At 41.9% G+C, this 23,618-nt stretch carries 19 protein-coding genes; 12 read left to right on the top strand and 7 right to left on the bottom strand.

The genetic code is table 11. The features are described 5' to 3' along the window. Positions 1-4: 4 nt before the first annotated feature. The 3 genes from FHS10_RS21150 to FHS10_RS21140 all read left to right on the top strand — a co-directional run bounded on the left by FHS10_RS21150 (position 5) and on the right by FHS10_RS21140 (position 5,630). On the top strand, positions 5-2,086 hold the full coding sequence (locus tag FHS10_RS21150; RefSeq protein WP_259094361.1) for a cellulose biosynthesis cyclic di-GMP-binding regulatory protein BcsB: 2,082 nt from the start codon (positions 5-7) through the stop codon (positions 2,084-2,086). 128 nt (positions 2,087-2,214) lie between these two features. Next, complete coding sequence (locus FHS10_RS21145; protein ID WP_259094358.1) at positions 2,215-4,059, top strand: glycosyltransferase; 1,845 nt, start codon at positions 2,215-2,217, stop codon at positions 4,057-4,059. A 2-nt stretch (positions 4,060-4,061) separates the two neighbouring features. Beyond that, the gene (locus FHS10_RS21140) at positions 4,062-5,630 is read left to right on the top strand and encodes a hypothetical protein (RefSeq protein WP_259094356.1); all 1,569 of its coding nucleotides are present in this window, start codon (positions 4,062-4,064) and stop codon (positions 5,628-5,630) included. Between the two features lie 99 nt (positions 5,631-5,729). Here FHS10_RS21140 and FHS10_RS21135 read toward each other — a convergent pair whose 3' ends face one another. Both FHS10_RS21135 and FHS10_RS21130 read right to left on the bottom strand, forming a co-directional pair. After that, positions 5,730-7,352 carry a mechanosensitive ion channel family protein gene (locus tag FHS10_RS21135; protein ID WP_259094354.1) on the bottom strand — a complete coding sequence of 541 codons (1,623 nt, stop codon included), beginning with the start codon at positions 7,350-7,352 and terminating at the stop codon, positions 5,730-5,732. 46 nt (positions 7,353-7,398) lie between these two features. Then, entirely contained in the window at positions 7,399-7,725 is a 327-nt protein-coding gene (locus FHS10_RS21130) for a hypothetical protein (protein WP_259094352.1), read from the bottom strand. 163 nt (positions 7,726-7,888) lie between these two features. On the opposite strand from FHS10_RS21130, the gene FHS10_RS21125 reads away from it, so the two are divergent. Then, on the top strand, positions 7,889-8,908 hold the full coding sequence (locus FHS10_RS21125; protein ID WP_259094351.1) for an aldo/keto reductase: 1,020 nt from the start codon (positions 7,889-7,891) through the stop codon (positions 8,906-8,908). 292 nt (positions 8,909-9,200) lie between these two features. On the opposite strand, the gene FHS10_RS21120 is transcribed toward FHS10_RS21125, so the two are convergent. The 4 genes from FHS10_RS21120 to FHS10_RS21105 form a co-directional block, all read right to left on the bottom strand. After that, entirely contained in the window at positions 9,201-9,965 is a 765-nt protein-coding gene (locus tag FHS10_RS21120; protein ID WP_259094349.1) for a DUF4846 domain-containing protein, read from the bottom strand. Further along, positions 9,962-10,936, bottom strand: a complete 975-nt coding sequence (locus FHS10_RS21115; protein ID WP_259094346.1) for a M23 family metallopeptidase — start codon at positions 10,934-10,936, stop codon at positions 9,962-9,964. Before FHS10_RS21115 ends, FHS10_RS21120 begins: the two co-directional genes overlap by 4 nt. Positions 10,937-10,986: 50 nt before the next feature. Next, on the bottom strand, positions 10,987-11,553 hold the full coding sequence (locus FHS10_RS21110) for a pentapeptide repeat-containing protein (protein ID WP_259094343.1): 567 nt from the start codon (positions 11,551-11,553) through the stop codon (positions 10,987-10,989). 167 nt (positions 11,554-11,720) lie between these two features. Beyond that, a complete protein-coding gene (locus tag FHS10_RS21105) occupies positions 11,721-12,797 on the bottom strand; it encodes an acyltransferase (protein ID WP_259094341.1) in 1,077 nt (358 codons plus the stop codon). Between the two features lie 536 nt (positions 12,798-13,333). On the opposite strand from FHS10_RS21105, the gene FHS10_RS21100 reads away from it, so the two are divergent. The 6 genes from FHS10_RS21100 (at position 13,334) to FHS10_RS21075 (ending at position 20,318) form a co-directional block, all read left to right on the top strand. Further along, on the top strand, positions 13,334-14,116 hold the full coding sequence (locus tag FHS10_RS21100; protein ID WP_259094339.1) for a DUF5995 family protein: 783 nt from the start codon (positions 13,334-13,336) through the stop codon (positions 14,114-14,116). Positions 14,117-14,321: 205 nt separating this feature from the next. After that, a complete protein-coding gene (gene mnmL, locus FHS10_RS21095) occupies positions 14,322-15,272 on the top strand; it encodes a tRNA modification radical SAM protein MnmL/YtqA (protein WP_259094337.1) in 951 nt (316 codons plus the stop codon). A gap of 217 nt (positions 15,273-15,489) precedes the next feature. Further along, entirely contained in the window at positions 15,490-16,722 is a 1,233-nt protein-coding gene (locus FHS10_RS21090) for an acyltransferase family protein (RefSeq protein WP_259094335.1), read from the top strand. A gap of 9 nt (positions 16,723-16,731) precedes the next feature. Continuing rightward, positions 16,732-18,066 carry an acetylxylan esterase gene (locus FHS10_RS21085; protein WP_259094333.1) on the top strand — a complete coding sequence of 445 codons (1,335 nt, stop codon included), beginning with the start codon at positions 16,732-16,734 and terminating at the stop codon, positions 18,064-18,066. 10 nt (positions 18,067-18,076) lie between these two features. Then, positions 18,077-18,970, top strand: a complete 894-nt coding sequence (locus FHS10_RS21080) for a hypothetical protein (protein ID WP_259094331.1) — start codon at positions 18,077-18,079, stop codon at positions 18,968-18,970. Positions 18,971-19,001: 31 nt separating this feature from the next. Then, positions 19,002-20,318, top strand: coding sequence for an acetylxylan esterase (locus FHS10_RS21075; protein ID WP_259094330.1), 1,317 nt, complete (start codon positions 19,002-19,004; stop codon positions 20,316-20,318). A gap of 185 nt (positions 20,319-20,503) precedes the next feature. Here FHS10_RS21075 and FHS10_RS21070 read toward each other — a convergent pair whose 3' ends face one another. Beyond that, positions 20,504-21,049, bottom strand: a complete 546-nt coding sequence (locus tag FHS10_RS21070) for an REP-associated tyrosine transposase (RefSeq protein WP_259094329.1) — start codon at positions 21,047-21,049, stop codon at positions 20,504-20,506. Positions 21,050-21,248: 199 nt separating this feature from the next. Between FHS10_RS21070 and FHS10_RS21065 the strand changes: the two genes are divergently transcribed. Together FHS10_RS21065 and FHS10_RS21060 are read left to right on the top strand one after the other, a co-directional pair. After that, positions 21,249-21,440, top strand: coding sequence for a hypothetical protein (locus tag FHS10_RS21065; protein ID WP_259094328.1), 192 nt, complete (start codon positions 21,249-21,251; stop codon positions 21,438-21,440). Positions 21,441-21,548: 108 nt separating this feature from the next. Then, on the top strand, positions 21,549-23,249 hold the full coding sequence (locus FHS10_RS21060) for a sodium:solute symporter family protein (protein WP_259094327.1): 1,701 nt from the start codon (positions 21,549-21,551) through the stop codon (positions 23,247-23,249). Positions 23,250-23,618: the final 369 nt, after the last annotated feature.

Genomic DNA, 23,618 nt, shown 5'->3' with positions numbered 1-23,618 from the left:
CCAGATGAATAAATTTCTTTCCTTATTAGCTTTTGTATTTATATTGAGTACAGCGTCGAAAGCACAAAACATTGTAACCTTCAAAGCGCTGGGTCATGACGATGATGTAATATACGGAATGAGCGGTGCTAATTCATTTTACTTCAAAATTACCCCGCTTACCGAAATGAACGGCAGCAAGGTGGTTTTATATTTTGAGCCTTCACAGGCTTTGCTGAAAGACCGCTCTTATATCAACGTGGTTATAAATAATAAGCCAGCCTACAGCGGCAGGATGACCAAAGACTCTATTCAGCGGATAGTACTTAATTTAACCCGGGCCGATCTTTCGAACGATAAATTCCTTAAAATACAGATCAAAACCCTGCTTACTATTACCGATGATATATGCCGCGATCTGGATAATCCAGCCATGTGGTTAAAGGTTAAAAACTACTCTTATTTATCGCTCATCCGCAGTAATAAAAACTTTTTTGATAACGTAAATATCAGCAATTGCTTCGATTCAAAAAAAGCGATAGTTTATCCGGCAAACCCAACCCTGCATGACCTTAAGGCTGTAGCCTGGGCCTATGCACGTTTAAAAAAGACGCAAACACGCGATATCATGGTTTATGACGAAACTCATTTACCTGATAGCGTACGCAACTACATTAAAGTAGGCAACATAAGCGCTTTAACTACCAATATGCGCGAGCTGGTAAAAGTTACGCCACAAAACGGACAGGGCTTATTTTACCTGCACAAATCAGTTGTTACCGTAACTGATACCAATACCCGTATGGTTGAAACTAATGGGGTATTAACTGCTATTAAAACCGCTACCCAGGAAAGCTTAGCCAAAGAGGTTTTATTTGTTACCGGTGGTGACGATGCCGGGTACGAAAAGGCTATTACCGCTTTGGGTAATATGAACATACTTAACTCAACTTATGGCGACTACCTGTTAATTGAAAAAGCGCAAAATACATTTTCAAAAACTATTGATGAAAACCGCTCAAAATTATCGCTGAAACAGATAGGGGGCGTAAGCGACTTTTTATCGGGCATTGGCTCACTAAAAAGTGCTTATAGTTTTAAAAACAGTGATTTTAGCTTTACACCCAAAGAAGTTGAAATTCGTTTTGTGGCCAACTACAGTGCTTTAAACCCCGGCGACCGTGGTTTCTTTAACATTTACCTGAATGGATTATTGATAAGCAGCGAAAAACTGGATGGTACCGGTAAACTAAATACCGGTATTACTATTAACCGTTATCAGCATCACAAATACAATACACTTGAAGCCGAATTTAGGTTTTACCCAACAAGTGGCCACTGTAAGGACAGCTTTACCAACTTTTTTGCCGAAGTTGATGTTGACAAATCATACCTGGAATCAAAAAATCCTTTTGTAACCAGTGATTTGAGCTTTTATCAATACCCTGAAGCGTTTAACACCGGAACTACCCGCATAGTGGTAACCAAAGATTACGCTAAATACGCCGCCGGAGCAATGGGAGAGATCATTTATGAGCTAAACAACAACATCAATGCCAACAACTTCCCAGAATTTGTTTACTCTGATGATATTCCTTCAACAGATCTAAAAAAATACAACATCATTGCATTATTATCAAAGGATGATAAATTGCTGAAAGAGTTTAGGGATGCACCTATCAATTTTGAAAAAGATTTCAGGCTGTACAGAACAGATAATAATACGCCGGTATATTCACTGTCAGATACGGTATCGGCCGGCCTGGCTCAAATTTTTTATGGCCGCAGCAACAATGCCACGTTGGTAATTACCGCAACAGGGGTGCATGTGGGCGAAGCATTTTTAGCCGCTTCAAAATCAATTACCGAGCAACTTTCCACCCTGTCAAGCAATGTTTGTATCTCTGATGTTAACTCCAACAAGTACCTGTTTAACATTAATAAATCAAGCGAAAACCTGGAGTACATTGATACCAAAAGTGGTTTAACCCGTTTCTGGGATAGCTACAATCTTTACATACTATTAGGTATATTGATATTAATACTGTTATCATTCCTGTATGTTCGTTCAAGGGTTCAAAAGTCACAGGATCTGTTTAACGATTAGGTTTTAGTAGTAAGTATCAAGTAGTAAGATTTTTAAAATCACGCCATCTACTTGATACTTACTACTTGATGCTTACTACTAACTACTTGATACTAACTACTTGATACTAATAAAGTAACCTATATATAATGAGTATTTCAATTCCTGAACTTTTGGCTAATGACGGATTTATCACACCAGGCGATCAGGTAAAGATTAAAAGTTTTGCAGAAACATCGGGAATGGCCTATGTTAAGATAGCACTTAACTTTGGCTACATTTCCCGCAAAAACTATGAACGCTCATTAAGCAACGCCGGCTATCATTTTGCACAAATAAGAGAAGAGGCATTTGATCCCGAAGTTTTAAAACAGGTTGAACTTAAATTTGCCAATGATCACCTGGCCCTACCGCTGAGGATAGAGAATAACCGGGTGGTAACCTTAATGGCCGACCCTACAGATCAGCTTTTTATAGATTTTATCAGGTTTACTTACGATATGGAGCCCGATATTATCATTGCTTATGATTTGGATATTACCTGGCTGAGCCACAAGCTGCTTGGCGAAAAATATGTTAAAGCAGCAGTATATGAACTTTTACGCCGCGACCCCAAAAGCTCGGCATCAATAACTTTTACCACACCACAGCTTGTAGTTATTTTTAGCCTGCTGGCTATTATAGCTGTAGGGATGGTTTTAAGCTTTAAAAATACATCCATCATACTTAACGTAATTATAAGTTTGTTTTTCCTGGTGGCTATTATATTTAAGCTGTTCCTGGCGCTGGTAGGTTCCCGGTTTGAGTTGCACCAGGCGGTAAGTAAGGAGGAAGTGCGCAACGTTGTTAATGACGAACTACCACCATACACCATACTTTTGCCGGTATATAAAGAAGATAAGCTGATTAAAAAACTCATCTGGAATTTGCAGAGTTTAGATTATCCGCGTGAGTTATTAGATATTAAACTGCTTATTGAGGAAGATGACGATAAAACCTTAAAAGCGGTGCAAAACCTGGATTTTCCTGCTGTTTTTGAAGTGATTGTTGTGCCATTTCATATGCCTAAAACCAAGCCCAAAGCTTGTAACTACGGTTTACACTTTTCAAGAGGAACATTTTTAACCATTTACGATGCCGAGGATATTCCTGATACAGATCAGCTTAAAAAAGTGGTAGCCCTGTTCGCCAAGCTACCAGAGCACTATATCTGTATTCAAAGCGCGCTAAACTACTTTAACCGTAATGAGAACTTTTTGACCCGTATGTTTACGCTGGAGTATTCATACTGGTTTGATTATATGCTGCCCGGACTGGATACCCTGGATATCCCTATTCCATTAGGTGGTACCAGTAACCATTTTAAAATGGATGCGCTGGTTGAACTGGGTGCCTGGGACCCGTTTAACGTAACCGAAGATGCCGATCTTGGCGTTCGCGCTTATGCTAAGGGGTATAAGGTGGCTATTGTAAACTCAACCACTTATGAAGAGGCCAACAATGAACCCTTTAATTGGATCAGGCAGCGCTCAAGGTGGATTAAAGGATATATGCAAACCTGGCTGGTACACATGCGTAACCCGGCAACCCTGTGGCGTAAAGTGGGCTGGAAAGGCTTTTTGGGCTTTAACTTTTTTATTGGCGCCACATCGGCAACGTTTTTAGTGTACCCTTTGTTGCTGGCCATATTTGTTTGTTATGTTGTGTTTGATTTTTCAACCATCCGGTCGTTATTTCCGGATTGGGTTTTATTTATGGCAATATTTAACTTGATGGTGGGTAACATTCTGATGATTTACGTAAACATGATGGCTGTATTTAAGCGCCGCTATTTTGAGCTCATATTGTTTGCCATTGCCAACCCGGTGTACTGGTTAATGCACTCGGCAGCAGCTTATATGGGTTTGTACCAGCTTATTACCAATCCGTTTTACTGGGAAAAAACCAATCATGGTTTAAGTAAAGTTAATAACCCTACAAACGTTGTTAAATAAAAATGAGGATATCAAAAAGTCAATATCTGTTTATAATAACCGCGATGCTTGCCATTTACTACATTGTAATAGGCGTGTATTTAAACCATTTGGGTTATTATAACCGGGAATCTATTTTTTATATTGAGAAGACCAAGATCATTTTTGAAGGCGTAGGCAACCGCATTAAAGTAATGGGCCTTACGGCGCCGCTTTTGCCTTTTTATTGCTCTATTATTTTTAGCTCTGTCAACACTTTCCTGGCACCGGTAATTGCATCTGCCATAGGTACTGCCGGTTTGTTTTACCTCATAGCGGTTTCCATGAGCAGCCGTATTAAAAATGATGACTTTTACCTGTACCTGGTTGTGCTGATGTTCTTTTTTCACCCGGGAATTGTTTACACGGCAACATCGGGCAAGGCCATTTACCTGGTACTTATATTTTTCTTCCTGTTCTTTTTTAACCTGCTTAAATTTTATCGCTCAAATACTACGTTTCACGTTTCGCTGGCCAGTATGTCGTTGGTTACGCTTATTTTTTGCGATTATAAATTTATCTGGCTTAGTTTGTTTTTTGTACCACTGGTACTGGCCATCACATTGCAAAGTTTAAACCTGGGCGAAAAGGAATCTATATTCAGGTTGTTTTTAAGTTTCAACAGCCCGTCATTACGTCGTAAGCTAATCGGTAAAACGTTTGCCATTTATATCATCCTGTTTATATTGCCTATTGCATCTATCATTTGCTATAAGCTGTTAAACTTAACGCACGCCAATGATCTTAACTATTTCATTGAAAGTCCGTACGCTACGTGGACGGTACTGGTTGATAAGCTTAACTACGACATGACCACCGCGGCTACCAATTACCAATTACCCGAGTTATCGATATTGGTATCGGCCAGGGTAATTTATTTTTGCCCGCTCATTTTGGTGGCCATATATCTTTTTCGCGAAAGCACTTACCAGGCATTAACTATTTTAACACCATTTGCTTTTATTGAGTTTTTGCACATTGAATATGATAAGCTTTATCTCACCTATGAGTATTACATGGTGTTTCTTGTGCTGGCTTTGCTATGTTTAATATTTAAAGCGCAAACGGTTAAAAATCAACGGGTGTTTAAAATTATAGTAGCACTTGTAGTGTTGGTGCAGTTTTATACTGGTTTTGACTTTCTGCGTAACTCACTCATCCCCGAAGAAAGAAGTTATATGGCCACGCTGCTTAACCGCACGCCAAATACAGATCAGCATGAAAGTATGGAAATTGCTGATTACATTAACGGCCTCCCCAAAAACTCCCATGTGCTTGTAGACGATGCGGTGGCTTACCCTATTGCCGCGTTTACCAACAATATCAAGCAACTGACCTTGCCCTACCAGGAATTGTTTTTGAGCGGCATAGAAACACCTTATAAATACGACGATTATATACTGATTGCCACGGCTAAAAACCCTTTTACGGGTTACACCCAGCTAAACAACAGGTATATTCCACTTATTCGTATTGTAAACAGTGGGATAAACTACAAACGCGTTTACGAAACAGATAACTGGGTGCTTTACAAAATCATCAGTATTCAGTAAACGCCAAATTTGAACTTTAACTATTAACTGTTCTATAACTAAATGTCAACCTGCCCCAGTGGCAGGTTTTTTCTTTTTGGGGATGGTAGGTAAGTAAATTTAGCTTTGGATATTTCCATCACCTTCTACCTTAAACCCCGGCTTACTGTATCCCTCGGGCACATACCCATCAGGGATCTGGATATGATTACCATCCCTCAACGAGGTGTAGTGCGGCGACATGATCTCTACCCCAGCCTCGTTAAATTTATCCTGTATGTTTTGATGTAAGCGGGAGTAAACCGCAGCCATTTGGTTTGATAACGCGGTGTAGGCGTTTAGCTGGTAGCTCACGTTAAAATCGTTAAGGGCCGTTTGCAGTACAAAGGGTTTTTTATCGGTCATGATGCCTTCGGTGGCTTCGGCGGCGCTGATGAGCAGGTTATGGATAGTTTGCCAGGGTACATCGTAGCCAATGGTTACCGTGGTGTTTAATACCAGGCCCATGGTTTTGGCAACGGTGCTGTAATTAACGGTGTGCCCGCTCAATATAGTGGCATTGGGTATGGTTATATCTTCGTTTTTTATAGTGCGAAGGCGGGTAACCAGCAGATTTTTTTCTACCACATCGCCGCTTACTTCGCCCACTTTTATACGGTCGCCAATTTTATAGGGGCGCATATAGGTAAGTACAATGCCCGATACCATATTTGATATGGCCGATGATGATCCCAAAGAGAACAGTACGCCCAAAAACACGGTTACCCCCTGGAAAATTTTAGAGTCGGACCCCGGCAGGTAAGGAAAAACCACCACAAACATAAACGCGAAGAGCAGCACCCTGATGATATTGTAGGTAGGCATGGCCCACTCGGCATAAAAGCCATTGATGCTGATAGCACCCTGTGCAATTTCGTTAGCAATAAATTTTACCAGTTTAACAATGTACCGTGTAACAAGGTAAATAACGGCTATGGTAAGCAGGTTGGGAATGTAGTTAACTATGGCAAGTAAAATGCTTTTAAACGGTGTTACAATATAGCCCAGTAATAAATTGGCAATGGGCTTTGAGGATGGAAAAATAAAGAACAACACAGGCAGCGCCATGTAAACCAGTAAAATGATGAGTATAAAGCGCCCAATACGCAATAACCCGGTAATAAGCGGAAGCAGCCGATGCGCATACACCACAGGTGCGCCCTGGGCGGCTAATTTATCCATCCGTGCTTCCCAGGCCCTGAGGAGCTTTAGTTTAACCCACCTGGCGGCTTTATTTAAGGCCCAGATTAAAATGATAAGCAGGATAACAACCGCGGTGGCCTCTAAAATATTAATGGTTACCTGTTGGGTGCTGTTGTTAGCAAAATAATTGCCCAGTTTGGTTTTCAGGATATTTAAATAACTGGCGGCAAGTTGCTGGCGGTTAACTTCCGAGAACCGGGCATCCTGGTTATTAACCGCCATGATGATCTGCGATTTGTAAGTGATAACCGACAGGTTGGAATCATTGCTGAGCCTGAGCGAATCTTTATTGAAATCAATGCTGTTGATAAGCCCCTCTATGCGTTTGGTTACAACCTCGGCACGTTCATGGGCTTCAAAAAGACCCTGCCCGGTGTAAAATTTAAAAAGGGTATCCTTGTTAATAATTACCGGCTGGCCCTGCAGGCTAATAGGGTTTTGGGCGTAAGTGGCAAATGATAAAATTAAAAGCAGGATAAGGAGGCAATAATTTTTACGCATAACAGGTAAATTTTCTGTTAAAGCTATAAATTATATTAACTAATACCTAACCTTCCTGCACCAGGTCGGTACCAAAGCGACCGGCCACATCGGCAAACAGATCGTTCAGGATAGACTCGATGGTAAGCGAGTTTACATCATCAACATAATGCTCGTTACGGGTTATCTTTAGCTCGTGGCCATCAACCTCCAGGTTAAACAATGGGCCCTCATACAAATCCAGCTGACTGATCTCCAACACATCATCTTTACCGCTGATGGTGAAATTGATATCACTTTGCCTGCGCTCGTGAAAAAGCTCATTAAGCTTATGCTGCAAAATGTTAAACAACTCGTGGATATGGATGGGGGTATACAGTGTTATAATTTTCATGGTAATACATTTGTATTGTTTAATATTACAAAGCAATTTTGTTATTGTTTTGTTGTTGATGTCATTGCGAGGCACGAAGCAATCGCGAACTGTGCAAGTCCGCCCTGTAAAGTTTGCGATTGCTTCGTGCCTCACAATGACATATAATTAATGTCACTGGCTTATGAATTACAAATTACTTGGCCGTTCCGGCCTTAAAGTTTCTGAACTGTGCCTGGGCACTATGGGTTTTGGTACCGAAGCTGGCTGGGGGGCAGATAAGCAAACCAGCTTTGATATTATGGATGCTTACGCCAACGCGGGTGGCAACTTCCTTGATACTGCCAACATCTATAAACTGGGCACCAGCGAAAAGATCATTGGCGATTATATGGCACACCATGATCGTGATTATTTTGTACTGGCTACCAAATACACTTTAAAGGATAATGTAACCAACCCTAACGCATCGGGCAATAATCGTAAAAATATGATGCGCAGTGTTGAGGAAAGTTTAAAGCGCCTTAAAACTGATTTTATTGACGTGCTTTACCTGCACATCTGGGATAACATTACCCCAATAGATGAAGTGCTGCGTGCCATGGACGACCTGATTAAACAGGGCAAAATAACTTATGCCGCCATTAGCGATACCCCGGCCTGGGTTGTAGCGAAAGGAAATACTTTGGCCGAACTAATGGGCTGGAGCCAGTTCATTGCTTTACAGGTAGAGTACAGCCTGCTGGCCCGTACCGCCGAACGTGAGCTAATCCCGATGGCTAAACACTTTGGTATGACGGTTACACCATGGGCACCCTTGGCGGGCGGCGCGCTTACCGGTAAATATTTAAAAGGCGATAAAGGCCGTATAAAACCCGAAAGCAAAAGATTGGACGCCCGCAGCGAAGCCATTACCAAAGTTGTAATGGAGATAGCAGCCGAGCTTGGCGTAAGCGAAAGCCACGTGGCCTTGAACTGGACACGGCAACAGTATTTTTCCTGCATCCCTATTGTTGGTGCTACCAAGGTAGATCAGCTAATGGATAACCTTAAAACAGTTGAAAGCACCTTAACTGCCGATCAAATGAAACGCTTAAGCGATGCCAGCGCCATAGAATTAGGTTTCCCGGGTGATTTTTTTAATGAGGAAGCTGTAAAAAATAACAGTTTCGGCGGCTTTTATGATAGGGTCGAGAAAAGATAACTCCACTTTACCTACCGTGTGGACACATCTTTTTTATTAAAGAAAAATGTCATTTCGAACGAGCCTGGGGAGGTAAAAGCGGGGTTGCGAGGAGAAATCTTATACGCCTCACATGGCCGATTGTCCACCTTTATAAGATTTCTCCTCACCTCCGGCGCGCAATTCCCTTCAGGTTCGTTCGAAATGACAACGTTTTTGTTTAGTGATACGATTCTAAAAGATGTATCCATACTGTAGCCTCCCTTACCTCTATTCATTCAAGTTAAAATACCAACTAATTGCATTGCAGCTTTTACTCAAATCGTTTTAAATAAGCTGGACTAACCAATTCGCCATACAAAATATATGCGGGCTCGCTAACGCTAAACCATGGATCTTCCTGGTATTGCAGTAATTGGATGCTTTGGGCGGGCATATAGCTTTGCGCCAGCAGGAATTTCTTTTGGTGTTGGGCATTTTCCACCACGTTCATCACTATAAAACAATGCCCCGGCGAACCTCCTTTAATGAATATATCCCCGGTTTTTAAGGTAGCCGGGTTTTGAACAGGTTTTAATTCTTTTTGGAGCGATAGGGTTCCCGCGTAACTAAACACCAGGGTCATGTATCGCATAAAATTGGGGTAGCTGTAGTCTCTTTTTGCTTTTAAAACCCAATGATCATTGTTGTAACGGTAGCCATCGGCATAATGCGTAAAATCGCACTTAAAACCGCTGGTAAAGTTAAAGGAGATGGCATTGTAATTCTTTTGAGCATACAGGTATTCGCCGCGTAAACGCATTACGGCATCGGCACATTGCTGCAAATCGTAATTGCCTACGCTCACGTCCAGAATGCCGGCCGTATATGATTCGGTGCGGGCCACCTTACCCTGGTAAGTTAAACATTGCGATCCGTAAGGTTTTAAGGGTATGGCCTGTAGCCAGGCCGCAAAACTACCCGGCGTTGCGGAGCTTTGTTTATATCCTGCTGGTGCTTTAAAACGGCTTACCACATTATCTGTTTTAGCCGGACTGGTCCACAACAAAGACGCTATCAGCAGTAAAAAAACTTTCATAACGTTTTCGCTTTTTTTAATTGTTGATAAGGGTTAAATGGCACCGGCAAGCCATCAAACAGCTTAAATGCCGAAAAATGCAAATGTGTAGGCGAGCGCTTTTTATAGGCGTTATAGCCGGTACGACCAACCTCTGCAATTTTGTCGCCTGGCTTTATTTCTTGACCTGGATGTACAAATATCTTACTGTTATGGGCGTAATAGGTAATGATCCCTGATCTAAAAGAATCTGATTTTTGATTCCCACTGGGATGATAACCATAAACAAAATGGTATATCCAGATATACTTTCCACCGCGTAGATCGCTATCAGTTTGCCAGGTGTCACTGCAGGCAATCACAATCCCGTGATCTACAGCAAGCACATCTACGGGCTTATGACTACGGTCGTCAATACAGTCCTGGTTTTTATCGTTTATAAAAATATCGTGAGCCGGATGTGCACCATGTTTGTTGCCATCAAGGTAACGATAGCCTTTATCAGAATAGCCATCTCCGTTGCCACCAATAGCATGGTAATTGTATCCTTTTAAGGGAAATACCCAAGCATCACCTAACTGATCTGTCTGGCTGCGCACAAAAAGCCAATGGTTAATGTAATGAAGCAGTAGCTTAAATTCCTTTTGCGCTTCTGCCTTTTTTATATTGCCATTTAAAACAGCATCGTTGAACTTATTGAAGCGCTGGTAAGCGTCAAGTGTATCGCTATTTTGCAGGCGCGGATAACTATCTGCAGAAGGTTGATTGTAAATTGGATTGCTTGCAAGGCGCACATTTATGTTCCATGGATTGCGGGCTACCGTTTTAAGTTTCCTTTCGGGATGCAACACCAAAGCCATATAGGCCATAGTATCTATTTCAGAGGTAAAGCAGCTTGTTAGCTTGTAGCTCAATGCCGTGGTATCATGCGTTTGTGCAAAAACGCCGTCAATGTTTAGCAGCAATGTTACAAGCAGTACAATTTTTCGCATAAGGTTTATTCTGATCCGGGAAGTACTATAACTCAATAAGCATCAAAATATTATCCCTCAATCTTAATATCATATTTAGCCAGTAATCCGGGTAAGCCGTGCAGGCTGAACATGGCTTTTTTGATCATGTTATCATCCGGATCGATAATGAAATTGTAGCTGCTGCGCAAGTCGGCTCCTTTTAATATGGTGCGACTGAAGAACGCCCGGTTAAGGTTACAGTTGATGAATTTGGCCTCGGTAAGGTCGGCTTCGGTAAGGTCTGTCTCGGACATGGAGCAGTCATTGAAGCGGGCCTTTTTATTTTTCTTTTTATAAAAGATGGCATTATCCAGTATGCAATGCTCAAAATGCACCTCGAACAGAAAATCACGTGCTTTACTAAAATTTAGCCCGCTTAGTTTGCAGTGTTTAAATACAATATTTTGAAAGCCCGCGTCACCGGCATCGGCAAGGGCCAGGTTGCAGCCGTCGAAAATGCAATCGATAAATACAACACCATTCAAATTGGCCCCGCTTAAATCGCAGGAAATAAATTTGCAATTTTCATAGGTACGGTTGCGGCCGCTGATTTGCGTAGCAGGGGTTTTGGTAAAAGTTTCGTCCTCGAAAAGCATTTTTTAGTATCAAGTAGTTAGTATCAAGTATCAAGATTTTTGGGGAGGGAATCAAGGTTGATTTGTCCACAATAGCTTTTTTCTGTAGAGACGCAAATATGCGTCTCTACAGAAAAAATACCCAGTTTTCAGTACTTGCGACTTGATACTAACTACTTGCTACTAAACTAAAGTGTAAGCTTCAACAACGGGATTCGCTTCAGGATTTTTACCAGGATAAAGGCAAGGCTTAGGGCTGTCAGCATTTTAATAGGAATAACCCACAACAGGCTCAGCGTGCCGAAGCTGGTATTTAAAAATCCTTTACCAAAAACAAGTTGCATGCACAGCACATGTAATATGTAAATGCCGTAGCTTTCCTTGCTGATGTTGTTAACCAATATTTTCCACCATTGCTGTTTAGTGTCGAAGGGATAGTTTTTCATAAACAGGAACAAGCCCGCTATGGCAAAAGGGATTTCGGGGGTAAGGTCGCTTTCAATCAGATCTGTAGCATGTTTGAAATGGTACACCTGCAATAAAATGATGCCTGCTATTGATGTGATAAAAGCTATTACAGACAGCGTATACAATGTATACAACGTTTTTTTTGAGAAGGAGAAGTTTTTTAAATAGTAACCCAATACAAAATAACCGATATAGCCCGTAAAAACATGTAACTCGATGTTGTTGGCGGTTTCAAAAGATATATCTATGATCCCCAAAACACAGTTGGCAATAAACCAAATCGCAATAAAATACAATACCTGGCTTTCGGTTGCCGACCGGATAAAAAGGTTAATAATAGGGTAAGCCAGGTAAATCCCCGTCATCATATATAAAAACCAAAAATGGAATACCAGCGGCACGCTATAAAAAGCCTTTAAATAGTACACAAAGCTGGCACTGGGGTAGGTTTTATCAAAATAATGATAAAACACCATATAAAAAGCGCTCCAGAATACCAGCGGAATAACCAGTTTGGACAGGCGTTTGGTAAACAACTCCTTAATGGTGACATCTTTAGCCGGATTGAGCAACAAACTGCCGCTCAGCAAAACAAACATGGGCACGCAAAAACGGCAAAGACCATTATAAAACGCGGCAGATAGCCAGTCGTTTTGAGGGATATGGCCGTACTGAGCAGCCGGATCAGCAGCATTATGGAGGGTGATCACCGCTACAGTTGCCAGCGCCCGCAAAAAGTCTGCATAAAATAAATGCGGTTTTGATTGGGTATTGCCGGTTGCAGCGGTTAACGACATAAAGCGCAAGATAGGAGTTTTTGGACCTTGGGGACGAAAAGACTGTGAGACTTTTGGACTATAGGACTGCGAGGTTTTGGAGATAGGTTTTGGAGCGAGGAGACAACTTGTTATCAATCTATAATCTAAAAGTCTCACCATAAGGGCAAACGCATCTAATTGGGTTAACATAACTTAACACATTCCAGATATTAATTTATAATAAACTGACAATCAATATTTTATATTTTAACAGGGTTAGCATTAAACTGGCGTATTGCGCAATTTAAGCGCATCCCAATATTTTGCCTGTTGTTTGCCAATACAAGCCCCTTCAACACTTGGATGATTTAACCAGCACCACGCAATAAAAACAAGGTATCGTTTGATGCTTATGTCTTCCCGACGCCATAAGCTTATCCCGTTAGCCATTATTAAATAACAGCTTATCGCCGTTAACTATTTAGATGCGTTTGCCTTGGTCTCACAGTCCGATAGTCCCATCATCCAAAAAGTCTCATAGTCCTATCGTCCCAAAGTCGTATATTGGTCAATATATGAGCCAGGCCACCACTATCGATCAGATCATTCAGCAATTGGAAGCCATTATTGCCGACGCTATTGCAACGGGCAGCCGGGCGGGTTATTTTGCTGCCTTATACCATAAGGTTACCTGCAAGGTAAAGGAAGGCATCGTTAATGGCGAGTTTGAAAACGGCCCAAGGATGGAGCAACTGGATGTTACATTTGCCAGCCGGTACATTACAGCCTATAACCAATGGCAGCAAAAACAGCAACCTTCCGCATCGTGGCAATTGGCGTTTGATATTTTTAATAAGCCTTCAAAAATGGTATTGCAGCACCTACTGATAGGTATGAACGCGCATATCAATCTCGATTTGGGTGTTGCCGTTGTAGAAACCGCGCGTGCTTTTAACCAACCGCTTGCCGAAGTACATAAAGATTTTAATGCCATCAACACCATCCTTTCGGCACTTACTTACGAGGTGATCAACGAGCTTGACCAGGTATCGCCCCTGTTATCATTGGCAGGTTTGCACGCGCAAAACAATTCTATCCTTATCCAGTTTGCGCTTAGTAATGCCCGGGATGGGGCCTGGGCTTTTGCAGAAGATATTGATAGCCGAAACGGGAAGGACTACATTAATTCGATATCGAGCCGCGATGCCGATATCAATAAACTGGGGAAGGGTATTGTTTACCCGGTGGGCCTGCTCAGCTTTACTGTTTGGGTAATTCATTTGTTTGAATGGCGCAACCCATCTAAAATAACCAAAGTTTTGAGCGAGTATAAGAAGGCTTATTTGAAGGTGAATTGATTGGATAAAAGATTTTTGGACAAAGGAGTAAGAACGCGAGATCTAAGGATTTTAGAGAAGGATCTTCGGACAAAGGAGCAAGCCCTTTCTAATAGCCTTTTACTCCAAAAGTCTTTGTCCTGTTATTTGTCAATCCTTAACCCCAAAAAGTCCTTACTCCTTTGTCCTAAAATCGTTTGTCTAAAAAAGCTATCTTTGCAGCACAATGCAATTAACAGGCGAAACAACACAGGTATGGGAAAAGGGCTATAATAACTATGGTCCGTGGTTGAAGGAAAAATACAAAGGTCACCGTGTGTTTAAAGTTATTGTTGATGGCGGCTTTACCTGCCCCAATCGCGATGGCTCAAAAGGTTATGGCGGTTGTACCTATTGCAATGTTGATTCGTTTACGCCATCGGTAAGTCGTAACGCGCCTACTATTAAGCAGCAGGTGATGGAAGGCATGGGGCGTGCCCGTAAAGGCAATAAAGCCGATAAGTTCATTATCTATTTTCAGCCCAATACCAATACTTACGCGCCGGCGCATTATTTAAAAATGATGTATGATGAGGCTTTAAGCTATGGCACAGAAGATATTGTTGGTTTAAGTGTCGGCACCCGCCCCGATTGTATCGATGCCGAAAAAATCGCGCTGTTAGAAAGCTATACCGACCGCTTTGACGTTGACCTGGAAATGGGTATGGAATCCATTTACGATGAAACCCTTAGCCAGATTAACCGGGGCTGCAGTCACCAGGAATTGGTAAACGCCCTTAAACTGGTTGAAAACAGCAAGCTTGATATTTGTGTGCACACCATTTTTGGTTTCCCCTGGGAAACGCATGATATGATGCTGAAGTATGCCGACGAGATCAACCGTTTCCCGCAGATAAAATTTGTGAAATTTCACCACCTGCATATTGTTGAAGGATCGGTAATGGGCGTTAAATACAAACGTGAACCTTTCAAGCTATTTGGTATTGATGAGTATGCCGACTTTTTATGCGAACTACTACCTCGCGTTCGCCCGGATATTGTGATCCAGCGCCTCTTCGGCCTCAGCGACCGTGAACTGCTTATTGCACCCAACTGGGGTTTAAAAAAATCAGAGATCCAATATTATATTGATCAACGGATACTGAGCAAAGGCGTAGTACAGGGATCGGCTTTATAAAATTGCTACCGCGAGTTTAGCGTAGCCTAACTCGTGGCCTACCTGATTTAAGTTTTCAACTTAAATTACCTTCGTCGATTACAGCGAGTTAAGTAACTAAAGCTGCATCGCAAACTTATTCCCCATTTAGTACGTTTAACGGCCTTATAACCTTTGGTATTGGTTTTGTTAACTTATGGTTGAAAAAACTGGTTGATTTTTCTAACTTACAATTGTTTTGTCACAACGAGCGCAACAAAATTACATTCCGGCCTTAACCGGCGTACGTGCAATGGCTGCCTACCTGGTGTTCATATCGCACTTTGCCTATGTTTTTGATGAAAAATTTCCTCACTCTGTGCAACGTTTTTTTAACGAGTTCCACATCGGGGTTACTATTTTCTTTGTGCTTTCGGGCTTTTTAATCGCTTTCAGGTATTTCGATAGCTTTAAACTTACTAAGGATTGGTTTAAGCAATACCTTAAAAACCGGGTGGCGCGTATTTACCCCATGTACGCCATTTTAACTATAGGCGCATTTATCGCTTATCATTTTACGCAAAATCCAATAGTTACCGCGGGACAAAACCCGGTGCTTATGTTTTTGATGAACATTGTTTTTTTACGTGGTTTTTTTGATCAGTTTAAGTTTACGGGAGTAGCACAAGGCTGGTCGCTTACGGTTGAGGAGTGTTTTTACTTTTCGGCACCGTTTATTTTCCTTATCGCTACCAAATACAAAAAGTTTTATATCCAGCCCATCGCGGTTACCGGTTTGGGCGTTCTGCTGGTATTAATTTTTAGCCATGTAAACTGGTTCGGCTTTTTTGGCAATTTTACTTTTATGATGCTGTACACCTTTTTAGGAAGGTGTTTTGAGTTTTTTGCCGGGATACAGCTGGCGCTTATCGTTCGTAAACAAAAGCTGGATGGTACAAGCAAAAAGAAATTTACTTACCTGGGCTTTTTCATGATCTTCTTTTGTGTATGGATCATGTCGACGCTAAACATTCCTAAAGAGTACGAGGCTGGTTTGCACAATCCGTGGGGTATTGTTACCAACAATTACCTGCTGGCAATGTCTATCGCGTTGTTTTTTTATGGCTTACTCACCGAAACTACTATTCTCAAAAAGTTTCTGTCTACCCGTTTTGTGGAGCTGCTGGGTAAAAGCTCCTATATATTTTACCTTATCCATCTAGGCTATACGTACAATTTTTTGCACTATGGTTTTAACCGGCTTAATGACTATACTTTTGAACTGTACGATAAGTGGGGGGTAGACTGGCATTCGCCTTTTGAGTATGATAGTTTGAACCTTCTGTACGCTTTCATCGTTCTAAATATTATTTCAATCACTTTGTTCAAACTCATCGAGGAACCGCTTAACCATTATATTCGTAAATCAGACTTCCTGATCAAAAATAAAGCGCGAAACCCTGAAAACGAGTCGGCAAAGATCAGTGCATAATGAATATATATGGCAACTAACTTTAAAGCATATTTACTTTTATTATTTGCAGTAACAGCCTTTCAGCAGGCCTTTGCCCAACACGATTCTCCTGTAAACAAAAAAACAGATCCAAAAAAGGAAGATGAAGAAACGGTATCTACCGTGCTTAGCATTAATAATAAAGACGGCATTTTTAGTTCCACAGCATCGTTCGCCTTCGATGTAAAAAATACCTATAACACCGGGCAGGAGGGCACCGTATCATACCTGCTTACAGATGAAAAAGGCGTTAAGGTTAAAACGTTTTCAAAGCCGGTAAAAATTGCCAAACGAAGCGAGGAGCATTACAATTTTGAAATCCCTTCATTAAAAACAGGCTTTTACAAGCTTAATGTGATGATCAATGTATCTGATTATGACGATACCACCCGTCGTGCTTTTGGCATCCGGCCAGATGAAATTAAATCGGCTTATCCCAAACCTGCCGATTTTGACGCATTCTGGAAATCGGCCAAAGCAGATTTGGCTAAAGTGAAGCCACAATTTAAAGTTACCGAGCAGCCATCACAAAACACCGATAACCGCAGGGTTTTCCTCATCGAGATGAAATCATTGGATAACCTTACTATCCGCGGGTGGATGACCATTCCTAAAACATCCAACAAAAACAAAACGTTTTCGGTACTGTTGGGCTTGCCGGGTTACCAGGTAACGCTTAAGCCAATTGTTGGGCGCGATGACGACCTGGCTATCATCACCTTAAACACACGGGGGCAGGGCAACAGCCGCGATGTGATCCATACCGAGCGGGATGCTTTTATATCATACAATATTGAGGATAAAAATAAGTATGTGATGCGCGGCGTAATTATGGATTGCGTACGGGCGGTTGATTTTATTTACTCGCGCAAGGAGTTAAGGCATGATCAGATTTTGGCTACTGGTGGCAGTATGGGTGGCTATTTAGCCATCGCTTTGGCCGGGTTGGATAACAGGGTTACCATATGCTCGGCACAAAACCCTATTTTGAGCGATGTTCATAATTTAGTTGGTGCGGTTGAATGGCCCATAACCGATATCAGGAAATATGTGGCCGGTAAACCCGATGTTACGTTTGACCAGGTGCTGCAAAACATGGAGTATTACGATACTAAAAACTTTGCTACCACTGTTAAATGCCCTATCTTGTTGGGCTTAGGTTTACTTGACCCTTATGTACCACCCGGCAATGGATACGCCGTTTATAATTCATTAAATACCGATAAAAGGGTAATGGTTTATAAAGACCTGGGGCACGAGGTAAGCCAGAAATACAAGGATTTTGAAGGCGCATGGATGCGCGACACCTTTGGATTATTTTAAACGGATAGGAATGACTAAACAGATGACCCTCAATAAAAACTTATTCAAATACCTGATTGCCGCCGCGGTGTTAGTTGCGGCATCATATCAAAATAGTTATGCCGATGGTTTTCCTGTCAGGCCGGGCCGGTTTATTTTATCGCCATCGGTTAGCTACTTTTTTGCCAATAAACAATTTGACTCAACCAGCCATCGCAGGGCGTTTGATGATAACGGGCGCTTCCATTCATTAAGCTATTCGTTATATGGCGAGTATGGCATCAGTCGTAAATTTACCTTATCGGCATTGGTGCCCTACACCATGAATTATTTTAAAACCGATGCAACCCCTGCCGCAACAACCGTTAACGGTTTGCAGGATGTAGAAATTGGGCTTAAATATTACCTGGCCAACATCAACTATAAATACTATTTCAGCTTAAAGGCTACGGGCATCATCCCTACCTACCGTAACAATGCCAATCTGGGCTACGGTCAGTACGGTGCCGAACTTAAGCTGGCATTTGCCGGGAGTGGCCACCTGTTTGGTAAGCAAAGCTTTTTTGTGTTAGAAAATGGCGTGCGCGACTATTTTGGGATGAGCGAAGACGCGGTTTTTCAGGATAGGTATGGTGCCACATATGGCTTAACGCTCGACAAAAAATTTAAAGAGCAGCTGTCACTTAGTTTTAGCGGTTTTTATACTACCAGTACCAATAAGTTATTCAATAATAACCCCATTATTTCGGCCAACCCCAATACCAGCAGGAATTTTGCTTTTAACCAGGTATCCTTAAGCTATGGGCACGCGTTTGCTAAAAACCTGTCGCTGTTTTTAACCGGTGGCACATTTATTACCGGTCGTAATACGGGCGCGGGCACAAGTCTGTCGGCATCTTTAAATTACCGTATAGATACCCGGTAGTAGTTTATTATATTTGAGATACTTAAAAATCATGACCTGCATAAAATCCCCCCTTGTTGCATTAAGCCTGGTGTGCCTGTTTATTGCCAATTGCCTGAGTGCTAAAATACCCGGGCATAAAGCTAAGGCTGATGATGAGGTTACCACAACACTTACCGCAGGGAGTAAAGACGCTATTTTTAGCAGCCGGGCAAGTTATACTTTCAACGTAAAAAATGCAACTGACGCCGCGCAAACGGGCACTGTATCCTATATAGCGGTAACGCCTGCAGGTGTTACGGTGGCAAAGGAAACCCGTAAAATAATCTTATCTAAACATAGCAGCAGTAGTTATGATTTTACGGTGCCTGCGCAAAAGCCGGGTTTTTATAAGATCAATTTTATGGTGAATGTATCTGATTACGACGATACCACCCGCCGTGTATTTGGTATAAGGCCCGATGAGATCCAATCGCAACATGGCCGCCCGGCGGATTTTGACAGCTTCTGGCAAAACACCAAAGCTGAGTTGGCCGCAGTTAAGCCCAATTTTAAAATGACGGAGCAGACTGATCAGGAAACCGAAAATCGAAAGGTATACCTGGTTGAAATGCGGTCGCTGGATAATATTACGGTGCGTGGCTGGCTTACCATCCCTAAAACAACCATCAAAAATAAAAAGTTCACCACGTTTTTGGCTTTACCTGGCTATCAGGTTGATTTGAAACCCATGCTTGGGCAGGATGATGATATTGCCATTATGGCCCTTAATGTACGCGGACAGGGTAACAGTCGCGATGTGATTCACCCCAAAAGGCTGGATTATATTAGCTTGAATGTAGAGGACAAAAATAAATATGTGCTTCGTGGTGCTATTATGGATTGCATCCGGGCGATAGATTTTATTTACTCGCGCCCCGAGCTTGATCCTAAACGCATAGAAGTATCGGGCGGTAGTATGGGCGGCTTCCTCGCGGCGGCTGTAGCAGGCCTGGATAGCCGCGCCCAGTTGATCTCGTCACAAAACCCTATCCTGAGCGATATTCGTAACCTTACCGACCAGGACGACTGGCCAATGTATGACCTGCGTAAATACGCCGGCGAAAAAGGGATAAAATTTGACCAGGTGCTGGATAACCTCGATTACTTCGACATCAAGAACTTTGCCCAAAATATTAAAACACCAATCCTGTTAGGCATTGGCCTGCTTGATCACCTGGCACCACCCAACAACGAGTACGCATTTTACAACCTCATTGCCAAAAAATATCGCGACATTATGGTATTTAAGGACCTTGGCCACGAAGTACCCATGACTTACGTGTTGGAAGAAGGGCACAGGATGCGGGATAAGTTTGGGTTGTTTTAAAAATCGCTGCCGCGAGTTTAGCGCAGCGTAACTCGTGGTAATAGTTAATTTAAGTTGAAAACTTAAATTATACACCTCACTAAATGATATTGGAAATTATAATCTGCACATAATTTAAGTTGAAAACTTAAATTATACAAACCACGAGTTACGCTACGCTAAACTCGCGGCAGCTAAATTATAGTCTAAACTAAAATGATATCGATTAAACCCTTGCCTCCGGCATAATCCCTGGCACTACTGTAAAGGTAGTGCTCCGGCTCATCAACCCAACCCGCGGTTACCGGGTTAATGTGGATATAATCTAACTTTTGATCTAAAACCTTGTTGGTATACAACTCAATAGGATGGTTTCCCTGTTGCCAAAACTGGTAATGTTCATTATTGGGATTGCTTTTTCCCTCGCGCTCAAAAAAATGCAATAACCATTCGCGCCTGCTCTCCTGCATGTTTTCGGCAATTGCCTGAGTGATCTTTTTTGATGTATGCTTTTTAACGTCCCTTAAAATATCCTGCATGGGTTTATCATGCGTTCCGATGATCAAATGGACATGATTACTCATAATTACCCATGCATATAGTTCTAACCCCTTATGTTCAATGCAATGTTTAAGGCTGTCAACAACAATATCTTTGTATTCTCTTCGGGTAAAAACGTCCAGCCATTTTACTACTGTAAATGTTACAAAGTACAAACACTCCTGGTTGCGGAATTTATAATTACTACTCATAAATGAAAAATACGAAGATTGTGTTGATTTAAGTTCATGACAAATTAAATAATAACCCACATAATTTAAGTTGGAAACTTAAATTAAAATTACCAGCTAAACTCGCGGCAGCTATAAAATATTAAAATCATTTCCCTAAATTAACTGTTGCTATAATTCAATTAATCGCTTATTTTTGCTCCGTTAACACACAACAGATATGAGTAATCACGAAGAAGAAAAAGACAACCTTGATTTTGTATTCTATATAGTTGCCCTGGTATCGGGTATGTTTGTAGGCTTAATACTTGATAAAGGATTTACCTGGATATTTGTTGGTGGTGTATTAGGCTTATTAACTGCCGCATTCTTCCTCAATGTTTTGGTAAGAGGTCGTGGAGAAAAGATCTGATCCTGATCTGCCTTCATTTATAAAAAATTGGAACCAGTTTTACGGCATTGTAGTCGCATGGCTGGTTTTTTTAGTTTTTGTATTTTGGCTCATTACTAAATATTTTGAATGAGCTTACCCGATTGGATAGTTTTAGGTCTTACGCTATTTGGCATAGTGCTTTATGGCATCTGGAAAAGCGGCAGCAATAAAAACATCGATCAGTTTTTAGTGGGCAACCGCTCATTGCCCTGGTACCATGTAGGTTTTTCGGTAATGGCTACCCAGGCCAGTGCTATCACCTTTTTATCGGCCCCGGGCCAGGCGTATTCAGATGGGATGCGTTTTGTGCAGTTTTACTTCGGGCTGCCACTGGCCATGATCGTGCTCTGTATCACCTTTGTGCCCATCTTTCACAAATTAAAAGTTTACACCGCTTACGAGTTCCTGGAGCAAAGGTTTGATTTAAAAACCCGTGCAATAACCGCTTTCCTTTTCCTGGTATTGCGCAGTCTTTCTACAGGCGTTGCTATCTATGCGCCGGCTATCATTCTATCAACCATATTAAACATCAATACGGTGTACACCACACTGTTTATTGGGGGCCTGGTTATATTTTACACGGTTTATGGCGGTAGCAAAGCGGTATCATACACCCAACTGCTGCAAATGAGCATCATTTTTATGGGGATGTTTGTGGCTGCGGTATTACTGGTTGTTTTGTTGCCTAAGGGGGTAGGCTTTGGCCACGCTATAAAAATGGCCGGCAAGCTTGGCCGCATGAACGTGATTGACTGGAAGTTTGACTGGGACAACCGCTACAATGTGTGGAGTGGACTGATCGGCGGCTTCTTTTTACAACTTTCGTACTTTGGTACCGATCAAAGCCAGGTTGGCCGCTACTTAACAGGCAGCTCGGTAGGGCAAAGCCGTTTGGGATTGATCATGAACGGATTGATCAAAATTCCGATGCAATTTTTGATCCTGTTGATTGGGGTATTGGTTTTTGCCTTTTACCAGTTTAACAGGCCGCCCATGTTTTTCAATAATTACGAGGTGGATAATGTAAAAAAGGGAGCTTACGCCACACAATACAATCACCTTGATGAGCAATACACCCAGGCCTTTGAAAACAGGAAAGCCAAAACGTTTGAGCTGCTAAAAGCCATTGACAGTAAAAATTCGCAACAGGTGGATAAGGCGCAGGAAGCCTTGAAACTGGCCGACCAGCAAGCTAAGATGATAAGGCAGGATGCTGTTGATGTAATGAAGAAGAGCAACCAGGGTGCCGACGAAAACGACACCAATTACGTTTTCCTCACCTTTGTTAAACAATACTTACCACATGGACTGGTGGGCCTGCTGATAGCTATTATATTTTTAGCCTCCATGGGCTCAACAGCCAGTGCGCTCAACTCCCTGGCATCAACAACTGTGGTTGATATCTATAAACGTACCATCAACAAAAACGCCAGCGATCAAAACTACCTCAATGCATCTCGTCTATCTACGGTTTTTTGGGGAGTAGTTTGCGTCGTAATGGCACTATACGCCAGTAAGCTCGGTAATTTGTTAGAGGCCGTAAACCAATTAGGCTCTTATGTATACGGCACCGTTTTAGGCGTATTTGTAGTAGCCTTTTACATGAAAAAGATAAAAGGCACCCCCGTGTTTATTGCCGCTATTATTAGCGAAGCCGCCATCATATACCTGGGTTTAAGTAAAACAGTTGCTTACTTATGGCTTAACCCGATAGGATGTTTTTTGGTGATGATAGTGGCCTATATAGCCAACGCCTTTATAGAACAGAAAAAGCCCATAACTACGTAGCTGCCGCGAGTTTAGCGCAGCGTAACTCGTGGCTTGTTAATTTAAGTTTTTAACTTAAATTATGTGCAATGTTATAATTTAGGCATCGCTGATGAGGTATGTAATTTAAGTTGAAAACTTAAATTACATATTCCACGAGTTACGCTATGCTAAACTCGCGGTAGCTAAATTCCTGGAACAAAAAAGCCCGCAGCAACTAAGCGGCCAATAGCTAAACTAAAATCGAAGGGCTTCTGCAAACCGCAAAAGCCCTTTCTCAAAAATGCTTTTAAAGGAGGCCGTATCATAATTCAAATGATGCGGCCTCTATGTTTGCAACGTATTGGCTCCATGTTTATCTGTTTTCGTTGAATTTCTCAGCAAGGAGTA

It is taken from the genome of Mucilaginibacter dorajii (genome assembly GCF_024808255.1).
In the GTDB taxonomy this organism is placed as follows: domain Bacteria; phylum Bacteroidota; class Bacteroidia; order Sphingobacteriales; family Sphingobacteriaceae; genus Mucilaginibacter; species Mucilaginibacter dorajii.
The sequence above is the reverse complement of the archived record's forward strand: the minus strand, read 5'-3'. Positions and strand labels throughout refer to the sequence as shown.